Origin of the sequence: Brevundimonas sp., from assembly GCF_965279155.1 — a bacterium.
Lineage (GTDB): Bacteria > Pseudomonadota > Alphaproteobacteria > Caulobacterales > Caulobacteraceae > Brevundimonas.
The window spans coordinates 1,228,819-1,250,278 of sequence record NZ_OZ257138.1 but is presented as its reverse complement, the minus strand read 5'-3'; the positions used below and the strand labels follow the sequence as shown (position 1 = coordinate 1,250,278).

At 65.8% G+C, this 21,460-nt stretch carries 27 protein-coding genes and 1 tRNA gene; 14 read left to right on the top strand and 14 right to left on the bottom strand.

The window, feature by feature from the left end; genetic code table 11:
• Positions 1-5 precede the first annotated feature (5 nt).
• From uvrC to ACQY72_RS05925, 4 genes are all read right to left on the bottom strand, one after another.
• Positions 6-1,907 carry an excinuclease ABC subunit UvrC gene (gene uvrC, locus ACQY72_RS05940; protein WP_428156324.1) on the bottom strand — a complete coding sequence of 634 codons (1,902 nt, stop codon included), beginning with the start codon at positions 1,905-1,907 and terminating at the stop codon, positions 6-8.
• A gap of 174 nt (positions 1,908-2,081) precedes the next feature.
• On the bottom strand, positions 2,082-2,528 hold the full coding sequence (locus ACQY72_RS05935; protein ID WP_135193410.1) for a DMT family transporter: 447 nt from the start codon (positions 2,526-2,528) through the stop codon (positions 2,082-2,084).
• Positions 2,529-2,602: 74 nt separating this feature from the next.
• The gene (locus tag ACQY72_RS05930) at positions 2,603-3,157 is read right to left on the bottom strand and encodes a hypothetical protein (protein WP_428156323.1); all 555 of its coding nucleotides are present in this window, start codon (positions 3,155-3,157) and stop codon (positions 2,603-2,605) included.
• A gap of 42 nt (positions 3,158-3,199) precedes the next feature.
• Entirely contained in the window at positions 3,200-3,670 is a 471-nt protein-coding gene (locus tag ACQY72_RS05925; protein ID WP_428156322.1) for an NUDIX domain-containing protein, read from the bottom strand.
• Positions 3,671-3,871: 201 nt separating this feature from the next.
• On the opposite strand from ACQY72_RS05925, the gene ACQY72_RS05920 reads away from it, so the two are divergent.
• The 10 genes from ACQY72_RS05920 (at position 3,872) to ACQY72_RS05875 (ending at position 9,012) form a co-directional block, all read left to right on the top strand.
• Positions 3,872-4,726 (top strand): DJ-1/PfpI family protein, encoded by an 855-nt coding sequence (locus tag ACQY72_RS05920; protein ID WP_428156321.1) that lies wholly within the window; start codon positions 3,872-3,874, stop codon positions 4,724-4,726.
• A gap of 62 nt (positions 4,727-4,788) precedes the next feature.
• On the top strand, positions 4,789-5,178 hold the full coding sequence (locus tag ACQY72_RS05915; RefSeq protein ID WP_428156320.1) for an ArsR/SmtB family transcription factor: 390 nt from the start codon (positions 4,789-4,791) through the stop codon (positions 5,176-5,178).
• Positions 5,171-5,392 carry a hypothetical protein gene (locus ACQY72_RS05910; RefSeq protein WP_428156319.1) on the top strand — a complete coding sequence of 74 codons (222 nt, stop codon included), beginning with the start codon at positions 5,171-5,173 and terminating at the stop codon, positions 5,390-5,392. The genes ACQY72_RS05915 and ACQY72_RS05910 overlap by 8 nt, the downstream gene beginning before the upstream one ends.
• Positions 5,389-5,688: a DUF3817 domain-containing protein gene (locus tag ACQY72_RS05905; protein ID WP_428156318.1), complete on the top strand. Its 300-nt coding sequence runs from the start codon at positions 5,389-5,391 to the stop codon at positions 5,686-5,688. The genes ACQY72_RS05910 and ACQY72_RS05905 overlap by 4 nt, the downstream gene beginning before the upstream one ends.
• The gene (locus ACQY72_RS05900; protein WP_428156317.1) at positions 5,685-6,086 is read left to right on the top strand and encodes a CopD family protein; all 402 of its coding nucleotides are present in this window, start codon (positions 5,685-5,687) and stop codon (positions 6,084-6,086) included. Before ACQY72_RS05905 ends, ACQY72_RS05900 begins: the two co-directional genes overlap by 4 nt.
• A gap of 268 nt (positions 6,087-6,354) precedes the next feature.
• A complete protein-coding gene (locus ACQY72_RS05895; protein ID WP_428156316.1) occupies positions 6,355-7,131 on the top strand; it encodes an SDR family oxidoreductase in 777 nt (258 codons plus the stop codon).
• 3 nt (positions 7,132-7,134) lie between these two features.
• Positions 7,135-7,533, top strand: a complete 399-nt coding sequence (folB, locus tag ACQY72_RS05890) for a dihydroneopterin aldolase (protein WP_428156315.1) — start codon at positions 7,135-7,137, stop codon at positions 7,531-7,533.
• Between the two features lie 83 nt (positions 7,534-7,616).
• Positions 7,617-8,279, top strand: a complete 663-nt coding sequence (locus ACQY72_RS05885; RefSeq protein WP_428156314.1) for a hypothetical protein — start codon at positions 7,617-7,619, stop codon at positions 8,277-8,279.
• Positions 8,280-8,289: 10 nt separating this feature from the next.
• Positions 8,290-8,673: a hypothetical protein gene (locus tag ACQY72_RS05880; RefSeq protein ID WP_428156313.1), complete on the top strand. Its 384-nt coding sequence runs from the start codon at positions 8,290-8,292 to the stop codon at positions 8,671-8,673.
• A 54-nt stretch (positions 8,674-8,727) separates the two neighbouring features.
• Positions 8,728-9,012 (top strand): GNAT family N-acetyltransferase, encoded by a 285-nt coding sequence (locus ACQY72_RS05875; protein WP_425982628.1) that lies wholly within the window; start codon positions 8,728-8,730, stop codon positions 9,010-9,012.
• A gap of 15 nt (positions 9,013-9,027) precedes the next feature.
• Here ACQY72_RS05875 and ACQY72_RS05870 read toward each other — a convergent pair whose 3' ends face one another.
• The 7 genes from ACQY72_RS05870 to msrA all read right to left on the bottom strand — a co-directional run bounded on the left by ACQY72_RS05870 (position 9,028) and on the right by msrA (position 16,191).
• Positions 9,028-9,345, bottom strand: a complete 318-nt coding sequence (locus tag ACQY72_RS05870) for a hypothetical protein (protein WP_346495020.1) — start codon at positions 9,343-9,345, stop codon at positions 9,028-9,030.
• Between the two features lie 118 nt (positions 9,346-9,463).
• A complete protein-coding gene (gene mdoH / locus ACQY72_RS05865; RefSeq protein WP_428156312.1) occupies positions 9,464-11,428 on the bottom strand; it encodes a glucans biosynthesis glucosyltransferase MdoH in 1,965 nt (654 codons plus the stop codon).
• Positions 11,429-11,581: 153 nt separating this feature from the next.
• Positions 11,582-13,429 (bottom strand): acyltransferase family protein, encoded by a 1,848-nt coding sequence (locus tag ACQY72_RS05860; protein WP_428156311.1) that lies wholly within the window; start codon positions 13,427-13,429, stop codon positions 11,582-11,584.
• 77 nt (positions 13,430-13,506) lie between these two features.
• Positions 13,507-13,806 carry a HigA family addiction module antitoxin gene (locus ACQY72_RS05855; RefSeq protein ID WP_428156310.1) on the bottom strand — a complete coding sequence of 100 codons (300 nt, stop codon included), beginning with the start codon at positions 13,804-13,806 and terminating at the stop codon, positions 13,507-13,509.
• Positions 13,806-14,093 carry a type II toxin-antitoxin system RelE/ParE family toxin gene (locus ACQY72_RS05850; RefSeq protein WP_428156309.1) on the bottom strand — a complete coding sequence of 96 codons (288 nt, stop codon included), beginning with the start codon at positions 14,091-14,093 and terminating at the stop codon, positions 13,806-13,808. The genes ACQY72_RS05855 and ACQY72_RS05850 overlap by 1 nt, the downstream gene beginning before the upstream one ends.
• A 52-nt stretch (positions 14,094-14,145) precedes the next feature.
• Positions 14,146-15,468 carry a 2-oxoadipate dioxygenase/decarboxylase HglS gene (gene hglS / locus ACQY72_RS05845; protein ID WP_428156308.1) on the bottom strand — a complete coding sequence of 441 codons (1,323 nt, stop codon included), beginning with the start codon at positions 15,466-15,468 and terminating at the stop codon, positions 14,146-14,148.
• Positions 15,469-15,540: 72 nt separating this feature from the next.
• Positions 15,541-16,191, bottom strand: coding sequence for a peptide-methionine (S)-S-oxide reductase MsrA (msrA, locus tag ACQY72_RS05840; protein WP_428156307.1), 651 nt, complete (start codon positions 16,189-16,191; stop codon positions 15,541-15,543).
• Between the two features lie 139 nt (positions 16,192-16,330).
• Here msrA and ACQY72_RS05835 point away from each other — a divergent pair.
• Positions 16,331-16,420 (top strand) — tRNA-Ser (locus ACQY72_RS05835).
• Positions 16,421-16,514: 94 nt separating this feature from the next.
• Here the strand turns inward: ACQY72_RS05835 and ACQY72_RS05830 are convergent.
• The 3 genes from ACQY72_RS05830 to ACQY72_RS05820 are packed head-to-tail and all read right to left on the bottom strand — an operon-like array spanning position 16,515 to position 18,564.
• A complete protein-coding gene (locus tag ACQY72_RS05830) occupies positions 16,515-17,546 on the bottom strand; it encodes a tyrosine-type recombinase/integrase (RefSeq protein ID WP_428156306.1) in 1,032 nt (343 codons plus the stop codon).
• Entirely contained in the window at positions 17,543-17,764 is a 222-nt protein-coding gene (locus tag ACQY72_RS05825) for an XRE family transcriptional regulator (RefSeq protein ID WP_428156305.1), read from the bottom strand. The genes ACQY72_RS05830 and ACQY72_RS05825 overlap by 4 nt, the downstream gene beginning before the upstream one ends.
• A 29-nt stretch (positions 17,765-17,793) precedes the next feature.
• Positions 17,794-18,564, bottom strand: a complete 771-nt coding sequence (locus ACQY72_RS05820) for a hypothetical protein (protein ID WP_428156304.1) — start codon at positions 18,562-18,564, stop codon at positions 17,794-17,796.
• 209 nt (positions 18,565-18,773) lie between these two features.
• Here ACQY72_RS05820 and ACQY72_RS05815 point away from each other — a divergent pair, with 209 nt between their 5' ends.
• Genes ACQY72_RS05815 through ACQY72_RS05805 form a run of 3 tightly spaced genes read left to right on the top strand, consistent with a single transcriptional unit; the run spans position 18,774 to position 21,375 of the window.
• Positions 18,774-19,214 carry a plasmid mobilization protein gene (locus tag ACQY72_RS05815; RefSeq protein WP_428156303.1) on the top strand — a complete coding sequence of 147 codons (441 nt, stop codon included), beginning with the start codon at positions 18,774-18,776 and terminating at the stop codon, positions 19,212-19,214.
• The gene (gene traI, locus ACQY72_RS05810) at positions 19,211-21,004 is read left to right on the top strand and encodes a TraI/MobA(P) family conjugative relaxase (protein ID WP_428156302.1); all 1,794 of its coding nucleotides are present in this window, start codon (positions 19,211-19,213) and stop codon (positions 21,002-21,004) included. The genes ACQY72_RS05815 and traI overlap by 4 nt, the downstream gene beginning before the upstream one ends.
• Before the next feature lie 8 nt (positions 21,005-21,012).
• Positions 21,013-21,375: a DUF2293 domain-containing protein gene (locus ACQY72_RS05805; protein ID WP_428156301.1), complete on the top strand. Its 363-nt coding sequence runs from the start codon at positions 21,013-21,015 to the stop codon at positions 21,373-21,375.
• The last annotated feature ends 85 nt before the right edge of the window (positions 21,376-21,460 follow it).

The window sequence follows — 21,460 nt, the reverse complement described above, 5'->3', positions numbered from 1 at the left end:
ACAGTTCAGGCCTTCCTGAAGAAGGCGTGGATGCGTTCGGCCAGGGGTTGGTTGATGCCGTCCACCTTGACCAGGTCCGACACCGAGGCGCGGCCGACGCCCTTGGCGGAGCCGAAGGCGTGGAGCAGGGCCTTTTTGCGGCCGGGGCCGACGCCTTCGATCTCGTCCAGCGGGTTCTTCTTGATGTCCATCGAGCGGCGCTTGGCGTGGGCGCCGTTGGCGAAGCGGTGGGCCTCGTCGCGCAACCGTTGCAGGTAGTAGAGGGCCGGGGACTTCAGCGGCAGCATGAAGGGCGGCTTGCCGGGCATGAAGAACTTTTCCATGCCCGCATCGCGGTCCGGCCCCTTGGCGACGCCGACCACGGCGATGTCGTCCAGGCCCAGATCGGCCAGAACCGCCAGCACCTCGGCCAACTGGCCCGCGCCGCCGTCGATCAGCAGCAGGTCGGGGCGGACGGCGTCCTCGCCCTCTTCCTCGTCCTTGACCAGGCGGGCGAAGCGGCGGCGCATCACCTCGCGCATCATGCCGTAGTCGTCGCCGGGGGTCAGATCCTCGCCCCGGATGTTGAACTTGCGGTACTGGGACTTCTGGAAGCCGTCGGGGCCGGCGACGACCATTCCGCCCACCGCGTTCGTGCCCTGGATATGGGCGTTGTCGTAGATTTCGATCCGTTCGGGCCGGGTCTCCAGGCCGAAGGCCTCGCAGACCTCGTCGAGGATTTTCCCTTGCGCCGAGCTTTCGGCCAGGCGACGGCCCAGGGCCTCGCGGGCGTTGGTCAGGGCGTGGTCGACCAGGGCCAGTTTCTCGCCGCGCTGGGGCCGGACGATCTCGATCTTGCGGTCGGCCTTCATCGAGAAGGCCTCCTCCAGCAGCTCCAGCTCGTGCGGGCGGACGTTGGACAGGATCAGGCGCGGGATCGGCTTGTCCTCATAGAACTGACCCAGGAAGGCGGCCAGGATCTCCGGGTCGGTGTCGGTCTTGTCCACGCGGGGGAAATAGGCGCGCCCGCCCCAGTTCTGGCCGGCGCGATAGAAGAAGACCTGGACACAGGCCTGGCCGCCGTCGGAATGCAGGGCGAAGACGTCGCCTTCAGGGACGCTGTCGGCGCTGACGGAGTTCTCCATCGAGATGGCCGACAGGGCGCGGATGCGGTCGCGGACGCGGGCGGCCTGTTCGAAGTCCATCTCGTCGGACGCCGCCTGCATCTCCTGGGACAGACGGCCGATGACGGCGCGGGACTTGCCGCGCAGGAACTGTTCGGCCTCGGTGACCAGTTCGCCATAGTCCTCAAGCGAGATCAGGCCGGTGCAGGGGGCCGAGCAGCGCTTGATCTGGTGCAGCATGCAGGGGCGTGTGCGGGTCTCGTAGACGCTGTCCGAACAGGACCGCAGCAGGAAGGCTTTCTGCAGCGTGTTCAGCGTCCGGTTGACCGCCCAGGTCGAGGCGAAGGGGCCGAAGTAGTGGCCGGGCGTGACATGGGCGCCGCGATGCTTCCTGACCTGGGGGGCGCGGTGGTCGCTGCGGATCATCAGCTCGGCGAAGGATTTGTCGTCGCGCAGCAGGACGTTGAAGCGCGGCTTCAGCTTCTTGATGAAGTTGGATTCGAGCAGCAGGGCCTCGGTCTCGGACGCCGTGACGACCAGCTCCATCGACCGGGTCTGGGCCACCATCAGGCCGATACGCTGGGTGTGGAAACGGCCCTGGGCGTACTGGACGATGCGCTTCTTCAGCGACTTGGCCTTGCCGACATACAGGCATGAGCCGTCCTCGCCATACATGCGATAGACGCCCGGCTTGTCGGGCGCCCGACGCGCCTCGTCGGCGATCAGGGCGGCGGCCGTCAGGTTCGAATCGAGCGTCTCCTCCGTCATCCGGGGGATATAGGGGGGCGACGGCGTTCGCGTCACCTCTCCGCGCGCGAAGGCGCGTGGGGAGGACAGATCGCGCAGCGATCAGGAGGGGGCGACTCCGGCAGTCGTGATGACCCTGCCAGCTTCAGACACCGGATCGCCCCCTCCTGGCGCTCGCTGACGCGATCGCCTGTCCTCCCCATTCGCCTTCGCGAATGGGGAGGTGAGATTTTACGATCGGCGGACCAGCAGCACGCCCGCCAGAACCAGGCCCACCCCGGCGATGCGGCCGATGTTCAGCGGCTGGCGCGGCACGCCCAGGGCGCCGAAATGGTCGAGGATCAGGCTGAGCAGCAGCTGGCCGCCGACCATCAGGGTGATGGTCATGGCCACGCCCAGGCGCGGCACGCCCCAGGCGGCGGCGACCACGAAACAGGCGCCGTAGACCCCGCCCAGCCAGGCGTACCAGGGCAGGGCGCGCGTGGCGGCGAAGTCCGGCCGCGTGTGCATCAGGGCCGCCACGATCCCCAGCACCGTCGTGCCGACGGCGAACGAGATGAAGGCGGCGTTGACCGGGGAGGCGACCGCCGTGGCCAGCTTGGCGTTGGTCGGCGCCTGGAGCGCGGTGGCGCCGCCGGCCAGGATGACGACGAGGATGGCGAGCAGGGACGGGTTCATGGCCCCTGGCTAGCACGGCTTTCGCCGGATGCGGAGGGCGGCTTGAGGCGGCCGGCGCGACGCAGGCGGCGCCGCTAGGCGCGGTTCAGGGGTTGAGGGGCGGGCGGCGTCAAAACAGGGTGCAATCTGTGCACTTCGTCCGGTTCGGACCCGGCATCGTCGAAAACAGGGTGCAAAGTGTGCACTTCGTCCAGATCGTCCAGATCGGGCGCGGCGGGCGAAAAATCAGGGTGCAATCTGTGCACATCCTGGGTTTCGGCAGGCGGGGTTTCGGCGGGCGTTTCGGGAGCCATGGACGACAGGGTCTCGAAGATCCTGAGCCAGCGCAGGGCCTCGGTCGCCTCGCCGTCCATCAGCGACAGTTGCAGGCGACGCCGCGCCGACAGGGCCATGGCCGACAGGTCGATGTCCTCGATGTCCTCAAGCTCGACGGCGGGATCGTACATATCGGGGTCGTCCTGATCCTGTAGTCGCCAGCCCGCCTTGCGGGCGCGAACGCGAAAGGCCGAAAGGCCCAGGTCGTAGCGGCGGCAGACGACGCGCGCCGGCTCGCCCGCCAGATAGTCCTTGCGGGCCAGGTCCCAGACTTGCTGCGAACGGACGCGATAGGCGGGGGCGGCTTGGGTCATGGGCGGACGCTGGCACGCGCCTGCGTCAGATGCGGACGTCTCTCACCAGTCCGGATCGATCGGGGCGCCGTCGAAGATTTCGGCCAGACGCGCGCGACAGCCCCGGTTGGTGTCGGCCGGCAGGTCGGAGGGCGAGAACCAGCCGACCTCGGCGATCTCGCCATGGCTGGTGCGCTCGCCCCGGTCGAAATCGTCCAGGCGGAAGACCACGACGTGATCGCCGGGAAAGAAGCGGTCGTTGGAATGGATCGAGATCAGGCGCGGCGGCGCCCGCGCGATCAGCCCGGCCTCTTCGTGCAGTTCGCGCACCACGGCGGCGTGGGTCGTCTCGCCTTGATCCACCCCGCCGCCCGGCAACCACCAGCCGGCCAGATAGGTGTGCCGAACCATCAGCACCCGCCCCTGCGCATCCACCGCCACCGCCCGCACGCCCAGCGTCTTGCCGCGCGTCAGGCGCGACCAGGCGAAGAAGAGGGGGCGGGTGAAGGGTTCGACGTGGATGCGCCAGGTCATGGGTGTGTCGTGTGCGGAGTGGCTGACGATTCGTTCGACCATCTTTGTGGTCAGGAGGGAAGGGTGACGGCAAGACTTGTCAGCAGCACCCTTTCTGAACTGCGTCAGTTTTTTCTTTCCCGTAAGAAAAAACTAACCTAATGAGTTCTGACGGCTCGCGGCCGATGCTGCAGACGCCGGTGCATCAGAGGAAAGACCAGCATGATGGACATCAATCGACGCGCTTTTGCAGCTCTAGCCGGCAGCTCAATCGCGATATCGGCGTCAGGAGCCGCAGCGAGCCAGACCGCTCCCGTCTCAACGCTTCAAGGCCGAGAATACCATATCGTCATGACGACCGATCGGCCGAAGCCAAAAGTGGCGATGCTGATGTTCCCCGGATTGACGCTGCTGGACCTGGCCGGCCCGCAGGCGGCTCTGAGCGCCGTCTGCGATATTCATATCGTTTGGAAGAACAAGGATTTGATGGTCAGTGATACCGGGGTTCTACTGCAAGCTGACACGACTTTCGATGAGTGCCCTGAGGATCTCGACGTTCTCTTCATCCCCGGTGGGCCCGGCCAGGTCGCCGTCATGCGGGATGACGCCATGCTGCGGTTCCTTGCCGATCGGGGTGAACGCGCCAGGTATGTAACGTCCGTGTGCTCAGGTGCGCTCGTTCTGGGTGCGGCCGGGCTGCTCCAGGGGTACGACGCCGCGACACACTGGGCGGCGATGCCTCTCCTGCCGCTGTTCGGTGCCAATCCCGTCGAAAAACGCGTGGTCAAGGACAGGAACCGCATGACGGGTGGGGGCGTCACCGCCGGACTGGATTTCGGACTGACTTTGGTCGCTGAGTTGGCTGGTGAACAGGCTGCCAAAATCCAGCAACTCGCAATGCAGTACGATCCTGAGCCACCCTTTGACGTTGGAGTGCCTGCGAAGGCCGGACCCGAACTCACTCAGGCCGCGATCGCTTGGATGGCTGGCGGAGGCATCGACATGCGCGAGGTGGCTCAACAGGCCGCGGCGGACATGGGCAAATATTCGCGACCCGATAGTCCGCCGACGCCGTAACGGCCTGTCAGCGCAGCACGCAGTTTCGTCGAGTTGGCTTCAGAATAAGAGGAGGATAGGCGATGGCGGCTGCTAATCTGATATGGCGGCGCTCGCTTAACCGTAAAGGTCCTTTCGTGATCACATCCGAGAAGCTGCTGCTGCAGATTCAGGCCTTGGCGCACCCGGCGCGTCTGTGGATCGTGGCGTATCTTGCTGACGGCAGGCGCGCCTATGTCAGCCAGCTTGCGCGCGAAGGCGGCATCAGTCGCCCGCTGATGAAAATGCATCTGCGCAAGCTGGAAAGCGCCGGATTGGTGGCTAGCGCCATCGAGACGGCGGATAGCGGCAAAGCCGCCAATTTTTACGAGAACACCCCGTTCGCTCTGGCGCTTGATGCCGGAAGCATCGCCGCAGCCGGGCCGTTTCCCACGCCAGGTTCCGTCCACGCCAATGGAGACCCCAATGACTGAGGCTTCGTCAGTTTTCTATCCGCTCACGCTCATCATCCTGCTGGGAATCATTGTTCTTTTCGCGATGAAATATGCGGCTTCAATCTATCGAAGCAGACTGGACGCGAAACGAGTGACCGCAAGCGATGAGACGCTTGCGGCGCTGCGACAGGAAGTCAGTGCGCTGACGGCACGTTTGAACGCGGTCGAGAAGCTCCTGCGCGAGGTCGAATGATGCCAGGTCGCGCCCTGCGCCTTCTCTCGATTGCCGAGGCGGTGACGCTTCTCTCACTCCTACTCATCGCCGTGCCCCTGAAGCATCTTGCCGGGATCGGAGAGGTCAGCCGTATTCTCGGCCCGATCCACGGACTGACTTTCCTGGCGTTTCTCTGGGTGATCGCCCAGGCATGGTCAGAAGGTCTCATCGCCAGGCGCGACGCCATGCGCCTGTTCATCGGCGCGACCCTTCCGTTCGGTGGCATCATCAACGAGCGCTGGCTCAGGTCCAAACTCGCCGAACGGCAGGCATGATCCTCTACGACGTGATAAAGGCCGGGCACATCGTAGCCCTTCTGATGTGGTCTGGCGGCATGATGGCTGTCGCGCTCGTCGTCACGAAGGGCGACCGCGAAACAATGGCGCGCTTTCGATCATGGGATCAAGCTGTCACCACGCCCGCGATGATCGTGACCTGGGGGTTGGGCCTGACACTCTCGGTCTGGGGGGGCTGGCTCCCGAGCGGATGGTTGATGTCGAAGCTGGCGTTCGTGCTAGTGATGTCTGCGGTCCATGGCTTCTTGTCTGGACAACTGCGCAAGGTCGCTGCGAACGGTGACTTTACGGCGAAAGCCGGCGTGCGGATCGCAATGCCAGCCATATTTGTCAGCCTGAGCATCGTCGTGTTGCTTGTCGAGACGAAGCCTTTCTGACCGATCCCTCGTGAAACCCTCACGTGACAGGAAATTGGGATCCGAAGCCGGAATGACGATGGCAATAGCCGCCGTCCCGAACCGCCGCTATGAGTCCTTCCGTTTCCCATCCCGCCCACAGGCCCTGCCCGATTCATCCCCGCTTGAACCCCGCCGCGGTCCGCTCTAATCCAAGACCGACAACAGGAGCATCCCATGCTGGCTCTCGGCATCATCTTCGGCTTCATCGCCGTCATCGCGGCTTTCAATGCGTTCGAGTTCGGCCGGGTTGACTGAGGCTTCAGCTCGCTCTGAACGGGGCGTCGCCCTGGTCACGGGCGGGGCGCGGCGGATCGGGCGGGCCATCTGTCTGAAGCTGGCCGAGGCCGGGTTCGACGTGGCGATCCATCATCATGCGTCGGGCGAGGACGCCCGGACCCTGGCCGACGAGATCGCGGGCCTGGGGCGGCGCGCGTGCCTGTTGCAGGCGGACCTGACGGACGAGGCCAAGGTGCGGGCGCTGGTTCCGGCGGCGGCGGAGGCGCTGGGGCCGGTCAGCGTGCTGGTCAACAACGCCTCGGTGTTTGAGGACGACCGGGTCGGCGGCCTGACGCGCGACAGCTGGGACCTGCATATCGAGACCAATCTGAGGGCGCCCATCGTGCTGGCCGAGGCGTTCGCGGCCCAGATTCACGAGAGGGGGGCCGTCGAGGGGGCCATCGTCAATCTGCTGGACCAGAAGGTGCTGAAGCCGGATCCGCGCTTCTTCTCCTACAGCCTGTCGCGCAATGGGCTGTGGTGGGCGACGCAGACCCTGGCCCAGGCGCTGGCGCCGGGCATCCGGGTCAATGGGGTGGGGCCGGGGCCGACCCTGCCGTCGATCCACCAGACGCCCGAGGAGTTCGCCGCCGAGGCGCGCGCCACCCTGTTGCAGACGCCAGGCAGCCCCGAGGCGGTGGCCGAGGCGGTGCTGTGGCTGATTGACGCCCGCATGGTGACGGGCCAGATGATCGCCGTCGACGGGGGCCAGCACCTGGCCTGGCGCACCCCCGACATCCAGGAGTAGCGCGTGGTTGCATCCTCTCACGTGACGCCGTTTCCGGCGGAAGAACCGCTGCGTTTCGAGCGGCTGAGCGTGTTCGTGCGCGGGCTGGAGGTCGAGGCCGGGATCGGGGTCTATGACCACGAGCAGGGGCGGCTGCAGCGGCTGGTGATCGACGTGACGCTGGAGCTGGAGCCCAAGCCCATCGAGCGGCTGGGCGACACCATCAACTATGAGACCGTGGCCAATGCGGCGCGCGCGATTGCGGCCGAGGGGCATGTCGGGCTGGTCGAGACCTTCGCCGAGCGGCTGGCGCGGGCGTGCCTGGAAGACGGCTGCGTGCAGCGGGCGACGGTGCGGATCGAAAAGCCGGGGGCGTTGCAGGGCGTGATCGCGCCGGGGTGCGAGATCGTGCTGGGGCGGTAAGGGCGGTTGCGTCGAAACTGACGGACGGCCATTGTCGCGCCCTTGAGTCCAGCCGGGCGTCCGGCGTGTGAGAAGCGATGTTCATGGCCGAGCCCGTCGATCCGAAAGACCCTGCGGTCCCCAACGACGATCACGATCACGACGCCCAGGTCGGCTTCGTCTCGCCGGCGTCGCTGGCCGGGCGGGCGCGGGCCCCGGAGCCGGTCGCTCAGGAGGCGCGCGAGCCGGACCTGTTCGATCCGCCGGAGCCGGAGTCGGGGCCGGGGCCGTTCGATCTGTCGGGACAGATGACGCGGCCGACGGCGCCGTTTGCGCCAAGGCCGGAGCCGACGCTGGAGACGCCCGTCGCGCCGACGCCCGTGACCCGCGCCATGCGCGAGCCGATGACGTCCGACGCCGCGCCGCGCCGCGAGGGGCCGGCCGTGCCGATGCGGCTGTATGCGATCTATGTGCTGATCCTGCTGGCGGTGCCGACGCTGGGCGTGTCGTGCCTGGTGGCCTTGCTGGCGGTGATGCGACGCGACGGGGCGACGGGCGCGCTGGAGCACAGCCATGCCGTCTATCAGCAGCGGACCCTGTTCGGGACGGTCGCCGCGGCGGTGGTCGGGGCGGTTCTGATCGTGGTCAATATCGGCGTGCTGGTGCTGTTCGCCCTGGCGATCTGGGTCCTGGCGCGCGGCGCGTTCGGGGTGCTGAAACTGAAGAGCGGTCAGGCCGTTCCCAACCCTCGCAGCTGGCTGTTCTGAAGGACCGACGATGACGAACGAACCCAATTTCATCGCCGGACGCGAGTCCGAGGGCAAGGTCGGGGCGCTGATCGCCTGGGCGCTGTTCATCCTGTCGATCCCCAGCGCGAACCTGTTGGTGCTCGTGGGGCTGGTGGTTGCTTATGTCACCCGCGGCACGGCCACGGGCGTGGCGCGCCAGCACATCGACGCGCAGATCGCGTTGTTCTGGTCGGTGTTCTGGTGGACCATCGCCGCCTGGGTCGGGGTGTTCGTCAGCATTCCGCTGATGGCGCTCGGCATCGGCTTCGTCACGATCTTCGTGTTCGGCTTGGCGCTGTTGGTGCTGTCGATCTGGTTCACGATCAAGAGCGTGATCGGCCTGCTGAACCTGCTGAACGACAAGCCTATCTGAGCCTTACGGAACGTCCGCGCGGCCTCGGCGGTTGATCCGTCAAAGGAGAGACGCATGGGACAGTTCAAAGACGTCGAGGGCGACAACCGGTTCGAGCAGGCGTTCGACGACGACAAGGGTTCGGGCCTGGTCTGGGCCGACTATGCCGTCAAGGGCGATGCGCGGATGATCCTGCACGTCGAGGCGGAACAGTCGTTGCGCGGATCGGGCGCGGCGGGCCGGTTCATGCAGGCGATGGCCGAACATGCGCGCGAGACGGGGCTGAAGCTGTTTCCGCGCTGCAGCTACGCCGTCGCCTGGCACAAGCGCCATCCCGATTACGACGACGTATTGGCCTGACGACCGTGACGCCGCCTAGCCGACGCGGTGGACGATGGTCTTGATGGTCTCGGCCTTGGTGGGCAGGTCGGCGGCGAGGCGTGACGCGATCTCGCGGGCGCCGACCGGATAGGCGTCGCCGCCGTCGGCGATGGCTTTGGCCTTGGCGGCGGCGTCGAGCAGCAGCTTCTCCAGCGCCTCGATCTCTTCCAGCGCCAGGGAGTGGGCTTCCATCTGAAGGCGTTTGACGCGGTCGGCCGTGGTCTCGGGCGCGCGCATCAGATCATAGACGGCGGATTCGCTCTCGACGATCCGCAGGTCGGGCTTGGTGTCGGCGCTGGTCTTCTTGGTCATGGAATCGGGTCCACAGCAGGAGCTGAAAATCGAGGGTGAACGCGATCCCGTCGCACGTCGAGCTTGGCCGTAACGGTTGTGGCGGCGCTGTGGCCGCCACGCATCGCTTTTGGATCGATCAGAGCTCGGGTGCGCGGGCCGGGACCATGGCCGGGGCGGCGACGGGGGCCAGGACGCCGCCGGCGACCGCACGCAGCGGCGAACGCGGCGTGTGCAGGACGGCGGGATTGACGCTGACGCCTTCCTGGATCGGGGTGACCAGATAGCCCTTGGCGGCCAGGGCGTCGCCCGAGCGGACGCGAGAGGTCCAGACGACGATGGGCGCGGCCAGCAGCAGCGGCAGGACGATCGGGGCGAACCAGGTGGCCAGGTCGGGGCGGACGCACAGCGGGATCATGAAGCCGACGCCGACGATCATCTGCCAGCGCATGGCGCGGAACGCATCGGACCAGGCCAGGCCGTCGGCCTCGCGTTGCTGGGTCGACCAGCCGGTGTCGTGACCCGAGACGATCTGGATGAAGGCCTTGGTGTTGGCGACCATCAGGATGGGGGCCAGAATGGCCGACAGGGCGATCTCGGCCGCCATGCCCTTGGCGATGGCGCGACGGCCGCCGAAGGCGCGCAGCTCGGCCGGACGGCTGAGGACCAGGGCGGCGCCCATGAACTTGGGTCCGATCAGCAGCACGCCCGACAGGAAGGAGGCCAGCATGAACGGCGTGAACTGGGGGTTCAGGATGTAGAAGAAGCTGGACCAGTCGACCGGATAGAACATCTGGATGAACAGGCCGACCATCAGCGACGCCAGCCACAGGGGCGAGGACAGATAGGCCATGCAGCCCATGGCCAGCTGCAGGCGGCTCATGGGCGACAGGCCCTTGGCGCCGATCAGGCCCAGGTGTTGCAGGTTGCCCTGGAACCAGCGGTGGTCGCGACGGATGAAGTCGGTGATCGACGGCGGGGTCTCTTCCCACGATCCGTCGAGGGCGGCGGTGACGTGGACGGCCCAGCCGGCGCGGCGCATCAGTGCGGCCTCGACGACGTCATGGCTCATGACGTGACCGCCGAAGGGCTTGCGGCCCTTCAGGTGCGGCAGGCCGCAGCAGGCGGCGAAGGCGCGGGTGCGCAGGATGGCGTTGTGGCCCCAGTAGCTGGATTCCGAGCCGGTCCAGTACGCGAGACCCGCGGCGGCGACGCGGCCGTACAGGCGCACCGAATACTGAGACACGCGGGCGAAGATGGTGCGGGCCTTGATGATGACCGGGGCGGTCTGGATCAGGCCCACGCCGGGATTGCGTTCCATGGCGTCGACCATGCGCAGCAGGGTCTCGCCGGCCATGGTGCTGTCGGCGTCCAGGACGATCATGTTCTCATAGGCGCCGCCGAAACGACGGACCCATTCGGCCAGGTTGCCGGCCTTGCGCTCGGCATTATCCGTGCGGCGGCGATAGAAGGCCTTGGAGTTGGCGGCCATGCGGAACGACTGGAACACCGAACGCTCGTCGGCGGCGGCGTCTTCCTTGGTCGAATCGCTGAGCACGAAGATGTCGAAGGCCGAGGACGCGCCCAGGCGGGCCAGCGAGCCGTCGATCATCGCCAGGCGGGCGAAGGAGGCGCGGGCGTCTTCGTTATACAGCGGCATCAGCAGGGCCGTGCGGGTGCGGGGCAGGGGCGGGTGCGGCGAGAAGGCGAGATCCGCCTGGTCCTTGCCGCGCAGCATGACGAACAGACCCATCAGGCCGCTGATGAACCAGCAGCAGATGGCGGTGATCAGGACCATGAAGATGCCGAAGGCCAGGATCTCGGTCCCGTCCCAGCCCTTGCGGGCGTACAGGTAGAAGGGGGTGATGGCCGACAGGCTGGTCAGGGCGATGGTGCCGGCCAGCAGCATCATGCGGCGCATGGCGACGGTGCGCGGCGAGGTCGCGGGCGTCACGTCGGCGACGGCGTCGGGTGCGCTCAGAGACTGAACCGGCATGGCCAGCGGCGCCTCGTCGGGCAGCCACGACCAGCTCGGCGTGTGAGCGCCGTGGATCGTCGTCTCGATATCAGCCTGTTCGACAGGCCGGATCGCCAGCTTGTTCATGCCGCTCTGGACGCCCCCGTGTGAACCGGATGTCCTCCCGAGGGCTGGGGAAGACGCGGAGTGCTGCACTGCAACACGAAATGCATAATCGATCACATTCGCGCGATTTTCAATCACGCAATGTTGATATGACCAAAAAAAGAGGGGGAAAATTTACAGCGAAGCTTCGATCGCGGCGGAAGACGGGCGCGGGGCCGGCGATTCCGTGGCGACCGACAGCAGTTTACGGTCCAGAACCCAGGCCGCAACCCCCACCCAGCAAACCAGGACGATGGCGTAGAGCCGCTCCCACCAGCCGACATTGGCGTCGTTGACCGTGCCCGGCAGGACCAGATGCTTGGTCAGGACCGTCAGAATGGCCATGACGACGAAGGTGACGGCCAGGAAGATCTTCAGGCGTGGCAGGTCGCGACGCCTGGCCAGGCCCCACAGCAGAAGAACAGGGGCCAACTGGATCCCCAGCGCCAGGTTGATGACCATATGGCGCGGATCGGGCCAGGGCCACAGGGTCGAGGCCGACATGCCCGCCCCCGCCAGGACGAAGACCACGGCGATGACCGCCCCGGCGACCCGCGCCCCCGTCAGGGCGTAGACAGCCAGGCCGAAACCGATGCCCGCCAGCGCGGCCATGACCCCGGCGACGAAGACCCCGCCGTTGAAGATCATCGGCGCCCGCGCGGTCGCCCCGCCCAGTTCGCTGAGATACTGGGTCGCGTTGTTGAAGCCGGGGTAGGCCAGGATGGCGGCGGCTACGACCGTCAGGGCCAGGATCGGCGCGGCGACGCCCACGCCCAGCAGGCGACGGCGGCGGTGATAGCGCAGCCGAGGTTTCAGCAGGGCCTGGAGGTCCAGCGGCCAGGGCCGGTCGTCCAGCGGCTTCAAGCCCCACAGCGGGCGGATGACGGGAATGCGCCGCACGACCTCATAGACCGCCAAACTGCCGACGAAGGTGATGGCGATCAGGGACAGCAGTTCGATCGGCGCCGGCAGATTGGCCGGGCGGATGATCCAGACCGCCGCCACCAGCACCGTCTGGTGCGCCAGATAGAAGGGGAAGGTGGCCTGGGTCAGGTAGTTCAGCGCGCGCCCGCCCCGGTCGCGCAGATGTTTTGAGCCGAAGCCCAGGATGGCGACGATCACCGCCCACTGGTCGATGCCGTAAACCACGGCCTTGGGCACGCCCCAGAAGGCGCGGCCGCCCGGATGCCAGACCTGGATCATCATGATCGGCAGGGCGACGGCGGCGAGGCCCAGGGCGATCCAGCGATAGCGCTCCATCGTGCGCCACAGGCTTTCGCGCCTGACGATGCTGAAGCCGAACAGGAAGGCGACCAGCGACAGGGCGTGATTGTACCAGTCGTTGTGCAGGGTGTTGGTCAGGCCGAACCAGGGGAACAGGCCGATGCGGATGGCGATCAGATACAGGATCGGCAGGATCAGCAGCCACGGCCCGTTCAGCGCCTTTTCCAGCCCGTCGCCCAGCCGCTCGATCAGCCCCGGCACGCGCCACAGCAGGACGGCAACCAAGCTGTAGACCGCGATATAGACGATGAACCACAGGTGATTGACCGGAATGCCGTCGGCGAGGCCGCTCCAGCTGAACTCATGGCCCAGCCAGGCGGCATAGCCGGAGACGCCGCCCGGCCAGCCGCCCTTGTCCATCGACTCGATCCAGGACTGGATCGGCACCAGAACCAGAGCCCCGAAGATCAGGGGCGGAACCAGCCGCGCGAACCGCGTGCGGGCGACCTGGCGCGGGGTGCGCCGGAAGGTCATGAACCGCAGCGCCGCGCCCGACACCAGGAACAGCAGGGTCAGCCGCCACGGATTGGTGATCAATATGGCTTCGCGCATCCACGCGAAGGTGTGGGCGCTGTGGATGTGCCAGTCGTAGACCCCGTAGACCAGGCCGACGTGATACAGGATCAGCAGACCGAAGGCGCCGATCCGGATCCAGTCCAGATCATAACGGCGCACGGACGAGGATACGGACGGGTTCACGGCCGCGTCTATGATCCGGGGACGCGGATCAGGCAAGACGCCGGATGGACGCGGGCGGTGGGAAGCGGGCCTGGGGATCAGGCGGCGGCCAGAGGTCGAACCCTGATGTCCCGTTCGTGGGCGCGGGCCTTGGACAGGTCGTGCCGGGCCTGCATGCGCATCAGGGTGTCGGCGCTGACGCCGAACAGCTTCTCGAACCGGATGGCCATTTCGGCTGACACGCCTGCCTTGCCGTTCAGCAGATTGCTGGCGGCCTGACGCGTCACGCCCAGCGCCTCGGCCAGGGCGGTGACGCTGAGATCCCTGGGCGTGACCAGTTCGTCACGGAGCCAGGCGCCCGGATGAACCGAGAAGGCGGAATGAAGTCGGATGGCCATCAGTGATAATCCTCCAGATCCATGTCCTCGACGCCGAGGGCCGCGTTGATGCGGAACGTCAGCCGCCAGTTCCGGGTGAGCGTCAGAGACCAGGTTCCCGTTCGATCTCCCGTCAGTCTGTGGGCGCCGAAGTTGGGCGGGACCAGCAGTTCGTCCTCCGTTGCGATCGCGTCGATATAGGCCAGGATATTGGTGATACGGCCGATCAGCGTGCCTGGCAGGCCCTTGGCCCTCCCGGTCTCCGCGAACTGCCGCAGCGCCTTGTGTCTGATGCTGTCGATCTGCACAGGACAACATCGTCATCGATGTGACGTGTGTCAAGTGACGGTTGACGGCGACTTATACTGGGACGGTCAATCCCAGCGCCTTCAACGTCGCGGCGATGGAGGCGTCCTGTTCGGCGCGGTAGAGGGCCATCTCGTCTAGCACCGAACGGCCCAGCGCCTGTTCGAAGTCGGCCTTGGCCGGGTCGGCGGCATAGGCGGCGGCGCGCGCCTCGGCGCCCAGGTTGGACTGGAAGATGCCGGCGGCGCTGACGGGCAGAAAGTCTTCGTAGGTGATCGGTTCGGCGACGACGTGGCCCAGGGCGATCAGGGCGTCCAGATCGGCGGTCTCTGCGCGGGCAGCCAGGCCCTGCGGCGTCGCGCGATAGCGGAACCAGGCCAGGTCGCCGCGTCGCAGGGCGTCCCAGTCGTCGGGCAGGGCCGAGAAATCCTTTGACGCCAGGGCGGCGTCATACAGGGCGCGTCCGGCGGGGGTCAGGGCGCAGCCGCGCTGTTCGATCTCGCCGAAGCGAGCGGTGTGGGTGCCCGCGGTGGTCCCCTCTGCGCCGGGGAAGGCGATGGCCTCCTCCAGCGCCTTGAAACTGGTCTGGCGCAGCAGGATGGGACAGGCGCGGGCGGGCGGGCCCTCGATGGTTTCCTTGGGCGTGATGCCGCGTTCGGGCATGGCGGCCTGGGCCGCGTCGATGTCGAGCGTGCGCGGGGTCAGGTGGTTGATGTGCGGCCCCTTGAAGCTGACCACATCGGCGATCAGGCGGTGGGCGGCGACCAAGCGTTCGTAGGTCTGCGCGCTGACCGTCGCCTGGGCGTGCCAGCGGAAGGTTTCCAGCAGTTCGGACACGAAACGATCGGCCTGATCCTCGTTCAGCCCGCCCGCGGTCTCGGCCGTGTCGATCAGGTCGCGGGCGCCGGGGGTAAAGATGTCGCGGCGTGCCAGGGTCTCGGCCGCCTCGGCCCGCAGGGCTTCGTCCTCGATCAGCTCCAGCCGCAGCAGGGACGTGAAGACCCGGAACGGATTCTTCGCCAGGGCCGCCGGATCGACGGGCCGGAAGGCGGTCGAATGGACCGGCACACCCGCCGGGGCCAGGTTGTAATAGCTGACCGGCTCCATCCCCATGACCGCAAAGGCGCGGGCGATGGTTGCCAGTTCGGCCGCCGTGCCGACGCGGATGGCGCCGTGGCGTTCCTCCGACAATCGCGCCAGTTCGCCCGACGCCGCCAGACGGTCCGCACCTGCCGCATCGGCCTTCAACGCCTGGGCGTTGATGTCGGCCACCAGCGTCAGCAGGTCGCCGTATTGCGGCACCTCGGCCCGATACAGGGCGGACAGGGCGGCCGAGAACCGGCTGCGGATCTCGTCAGGATGGACGAAGGCGGACATGTTCACTCCCACGTTTTCGCCGATCCATAGGCCGGTCGGCCGCCGGTTGGAACCCGGCGGCCGTCGGATGGGTCAGGCGTCGACGCCGACCCCGATGGGGCAGACCACGCCGGTGCCGCCGATGCCGCAATATCCGGCCGGGTTCTTGGCCAGATAACCCTGGTGGTAACCCTCGGCGTAGAAATATTCGCCGGCCGGTTCGATCTCGGTGGTGATCGTCCCGCGCCCGGCCTTGGTCAGAGCCGCCTGATAGGCGTCGCGCGAGCTTTCGGCCTCGGCCTGCTGCTCGGCGTTCAGGGTGTAGATGGCCGAGCGATAGGTGGTGCCGATGTCGTTGCCCTGGCGCATGCCCTGGGTCGGGTCGTGGTTTTCCCAGAAAGCCTTCAGCAGTTCGGCATAGGTGATCACCTTCGGATCGAACACCACCTTGACCACCTCGGTATGGCCGGTGCGGCCGGTGCAGGTCTCTTCATAGGTCGGATTGGGCGTGATCCCGCCGGAATAGCCGGCCGAAGTCACCCACACGCCCGGCAGGGACCAGAAGATCCGCTCCACGCCCCAGAAACAGCCCATGCCGAAGATGGCGGTCTGGAAACCCTCGGGATAGGGGCCCTTCAGCGGATTGCCGCTGACATAGTGGTTGGCGTCGGTGGCCAGGGGCTCGGCGCGGCCGGGCAGGGCGGTGTCGGTCGTGGGCATTTCGGGGCTTTTCTTGAACAGCATTTGCGGCTCCCTCATCGGAAAATGGCGTTGAAGTCCATATGGGGATGCGAGAGGCGCTTGCCGAGGGGGCGAGGGTGTTCTATCAGGCCCGCCTCCCGCCGGATCGACCTCCGGCGGCGCGCAAGACGTGGCGTGAAACGGACAGGTGGCGGAGTGGTCGATCGCGCACGCTTGGAAAGCGTGTGTAGGTGAAAGCCTACCGAGGGTTCGAATCCCTCTCTGTCCGCCACCCCGCTAAAAATATCATTACATTTCATCATGTTACCTCATGGGTTGTCTAACTTCTTGACGGAAGTTAGACAGGTTTGTTCCGCTTTCGTGCCTTAGGCGATGCGTGTCATGGCGCCGTCGGCAAGTCCGCGACGGTTTGCGTCGCGCGTATAGCGCTCAACTTCCTTGAGGCTTTGGTGGCCGGTGATCGCCATGATTTCATGGGGCGAGCAGCCTGCTTCCGCCAAGCGACGGGCCGCCGCCTTTCGTAATCCGTGAGCCGAGCAGTGCGGCAGGCCAGCGGCCACAGCTGCCTTTTTAATCCAGTTGCCGAAGCCCTTCTCGGAATAGGGCTTCCCATGGTGCGTGGTCAGAATGACCAAGTGGCCCAGCTTGGTCTTTGCTAGGGAGGTCTGGAGACGGGGATGCTGCGGAATATCGACCGGTTGCCCGGTCTTGTCCTGTTTCACGATGACCCTGTCGGCTGCGATCTGGTGAACAGTCATCTGTCGCACATCACCGGACCGCTGCGCTGTGTAGAGCAAAAGATCGAAGCCCAAACGCTGGTTGGACCCCACCGGCCATCGCGCCTCGAACTTCGCGATTTCGTCATCCGTCCAAGTGTGAAAGCCGTTCGTCTGGTGCTTGAGCATACGCACGCCCATGGTCGGGTCCACAGCGATGAGGCCGCGATCAACGCCGAACCGCATCACAGACCGAAGAACTTTCAGCATGGTATTCGCGGGGGTCACCGTGTTCCCCTGCTCGATCATTTCGCGCGCAAGCTCATCCATCTGTTGGCGGATATGGCGCGCCTCAAGGCGGTTGAACGGTTTGTCGCCGTGCACGTCGCGATATCGGTCCAGAACGCCTTTGTACGTGCGCTTCGTCCGCTGTTTCAGTTGGAGGAACCTTGCGGAGCTATAATAGGCAACGGCCAGTGCGTGGATCGATCCTGGCTTTGTGCGGTCTTGTCCGATCGCCTTTGGTTGCGATTCACAAGCCGCTGCGTACCAGGCCCACCAGTCTTCCGTGCCGAAGATTGCCCGTGTCTGGCTTTGAGGTGAGCCTGTGCGCCTGAACCGCCAGCGCAGCACCCCGTGACGGTCACGATACGCGGAAACGAACTTCGGCTTTGTCTTCACGCCGCGGCGTCCCAGGGATTATCGAACGGGTCCGGTCCATCGTCAGGCAGTGCCGAAAAAGCGCGATCGATCGCATCACGATCCCAAATCTTACGGCCATCGATCCGCTTTGCAGATGGCATTCGACCGTCATCTACTAGCTGATCGAACTTGGAGACGCTGATCCCGATGTATTGGCTGGCCCAGATGCGGCAAAGTCCGCGCGGGGCCAGGCTCACGGGTAGGTCTGGTCGGTTGCGAGCCATCGTCAAGCTCCTTGGCCAGGTGTTGCCGCTGGTGCAGGGCCATCGGACTGGCCTGCCTCAATGCGTCTGAGCAATCCGTCATGACGGCGGATAAAGGGGTGATCGATGCCGCGCACGCAGTTCATGGCGAGGTGAGCGGCGATGGCCGCCAGTCGTATCGACGTGACCTTGGCCCTTGTGGCGTTGTCGAACGGGCCGACCGATTTCAGGCGTTCCAAAATAGGGGCGGGCTGCGGCAATCCGTCTTGCGTAAAGCGCAGATGCACGTCCTCGCCGCTCCGGACGTAGACGTTGATATCGCCCGACCAACCGAAGCTGTCGTGGCGAACAATGAATGAGATTTCAGACGGCCTTCGGTCCCCAACCCCTACCGTGTCCGCAGGCGAGCATTCGCCATTGGCGTACTGCTCCAAAAGGAGCGTCAAGCATTCCAGCATCGTCGCGCCGGGCTCCAGGCCGATCCCAACCGGTCGTTGACTGAGTGAGAATTTCTCGTGAACGCCGTCGTACGTACGGCCCTCCGATCCTTCGAGGAGGCGCAAGTTCCCGACATGCCGAAGGGTATCGGCGGCGCGAGTGTTGTCACCTCCCGAGGCCACAGCAAGCAGCATGGCGGCAGCATCGCGCTCGGTCATGTGGGCCGCGCTACGGCCGCGCCCTCCGGTCGTGATGTAACCGGCTTCCCTAAGCGAGCGAGCGAGGACGACCATTCCGGGTTCCGGATCGCCGGTAACCTCCGCCAAGACGCCGACAAGTTGGGAAAGCAATGCCATGCATCATTCGTAGCTTGCGCAGATCGAAAGATCAACCATCATGTGCGGGTCCCGCAGATGCCTGATTTTGGACGGATCTGCCTCAGCCGGACACACGGAAAGAGATGGAAATCTATGGAAAGACTTGGATCCGCTCCTCGCCCTGCATGGCTCAAAGCCCCGTCGTCTGAGGGGGTTTCCATACCTTTCCATCCTTTGCCTGGCGTTAGATGGCAGGATATGCATTCCGATATCAGTTCGCGGTGCTCCCTCCCCCGGAATGCGGCTTACTCGCCTGCGGCTCGACGCTCCGCTGGCGCGGGGTTTTGGAGGGCGGCGGTATGAGGGCCGCTCGGGAGCGCGCACTTCATGTCGTGCTGAGCGAAGAGGAACACGCGCACATCAAGGCCACCGCCGCATCGGCCGGGATGTCGATGGCGGAGGTGGTCCGCCGGCTCACAAAGGGGGCCGAACTCAAGTCCCGATTGGACGGAGAGCGGGTCGAGGAGATTATCCGCACTAGGGGCGATCTGAACCGCCTGGGTAACCTTTTGAAGCTGTGGCTCGATCAACGCCCAGGCGAGGGCGCGAGCGCTCAGGAGGTCGCGGCCCTCGCCGGGCAGATCGCCGCGACATCGGAGGAAATCCGTCAAAAGGTGCGCGCTCTTTGATCGCGCATCACATCGCCCGCAAAGCGGGAGCCGGCGCCTATGCGCGCCTCGGCTGCTACATCCTCGACATCAAAAATCCCACCGACGAACAGGCCTTCGACCGGCTCGCTGGCTATGTTGTCGATCGCGTCGGCGGCGGGCATCGGGTGGTCGCCGCGCGGGTGACCAACTGCGCCGACGACGACCTCGAGATGGCCATCACCGAGATTGAACTGGTGCAGGCCCGGAACACGCGGTCGCAGTCGGACAAGTCCTATCACCTGGTCATCAGCTTTCCCGAAGGCGAACGGCCGACCCTGGAGCAGCTCCGCGACATCGAGGATCATCTCGTCGCGGCCATAGGCTTCTCGGAGCACCAGCGGATATCCGCCGTCCACGACGACACGGACAATCTTCACGTCCATGTGGCGATCAACAAGGTGCATCCGAAGACCCTGAGGAACGTCGCCCCCCATAACGACTATCCCAAGCTGATGGCGGCGTGTCGCGAGCTGGAGCTGCGGCATGATCTCCTTCAGGATAATCACGGACTGGTCAGCGATCAGGTCCAAAATCTTGGCCAGGAGGCGGAGCCGACGCGGACGCCGGAACGGGCCAAGACGATGGAGGCGCATTCCGGGCGCCAATCTCTTTCGGGCTGGATCGCGGCCCATGCGCGCGATGACATTCTGACGGTCGCCGCTACGGCATCGTCTTGGGAGGTCGTTCATGAGGTCTTCGCCCGATACGGCTTGGAGCTTCGGCCAAAGGGGGCAGGGCTGGTCGCCGGCGTGCCGGGCTCAAAAACCTGGGTGAAGGCCAGCAGCATCGACCGGAGCCTGTCCGCCAAGGCGCTGACCGACCGTCTGGGCGCCTATAAGGCGCAGTTCTACGACTATGGGCGACCGCAACAGACCTATGACGGCACCGTCCGGCGCAGCGCTCAGGCCCGCCGTCTGCACGCCGACTATCGGGCGGCCCGCACGGCGGCCGAGCGAGGGCGCGCCGCCGCCATGGCCGAGGTCAATACGCGGCACGGCGACTACGCTCAGCGTCTCCGCGAGCACTATCGCAAGGAGAAGGCGGGCATCCGCATAAGACACGACTTGCGAGGGCCGCTGCGCCGCGAAGCCCTCAGTCGCGTCGAAGCGTCCAGAAAGTCAGCCTATGTCGAGCGAGACCGGCTCCTGGCCGAGGACCGGGCGGCGGTGAAGGCCGCGCATCCTCTTCCGACCTGGCAGGGGTTTCTCGAGGAGCAAGCGTCGCGTGGGGATGAGGCGGCGCTGTCGGCTCTGCGATCGCGCACGGTTCGCCGGAGTGGTTCTTTCGGCGACATCATCACCGCCAAGGATCTCCGGGCCGTGCAGGACGTCCTGTATCAGCCGCGCATGCCGACCGTCCTGCGGAACGGAGACGTGGTCTATCAGACCCCGGACGGCGGCCGCGTCACGGATCGAGCCGCCGAGGTGCGGACCGACACCCTGTCGCGCGAAGCCGCGTTTCTGGCTTTGGCCCTGGCGTCGGATCGCTTCCCCGGCCAGCCGCTTGTTGTGGAAGGCAGCCCCGCCTTCCGGGCGGCGGTCCTCGAAGTGTCGCTTCTCGCCATCTTCCAGGTGACGTTCGCAGACCCTGCCTTGGAGAAGGCGCGCAGAAGCGTCGCGCTCGAGGAAGAGCGGAAACATCCGGCGCCGGAGCCGGTCCGAAGGGCGACCCCGCCCCTCGCCGAACTGCGAGGTGATGACCGGTTGATCCAGAACGAGAGGGAGCGCGAACACTCACGGGGTCGAAGCGGCCCAGAGCTCAGTCTTTAGGAGCCCGAATGGCACGATCACGCCGCGCGAAGAAGGCCGCCCAATTCACACTCGAACGGGTGCTGTCCCACCTCGACAACAAACATCCTGGGCTCCCGCCCGAACTGCGTCAGCGCTTTGGCAGCGAGATCGCCGACCGGCTCTGGAGCCCGCCGGTTAGCCTTGGACAAGCCGTGGGCATCGTGATGTCCACCTACGTCCGGCACGAACAAACCGACTACGATACCCTTATGCGCAAGCATAAGCTGACGCGCGACGAGGCGCGTCAGGTGGTGAAGGCGGAGCATGATGAGCTGCTGAAAGCTTGGTCGAAGTGCGAGATCGCGCCACCGGTGTCTCCCGATGTCAAATCGCCAGAAGGACTAGGCTAGAACTTGGCGCTGGCTAGGCGGGGCTGCGCGACCGTTGGCGTACGACGAGGCCAACTCGGGATGTTTTTGGCAAATTCGACCTCCC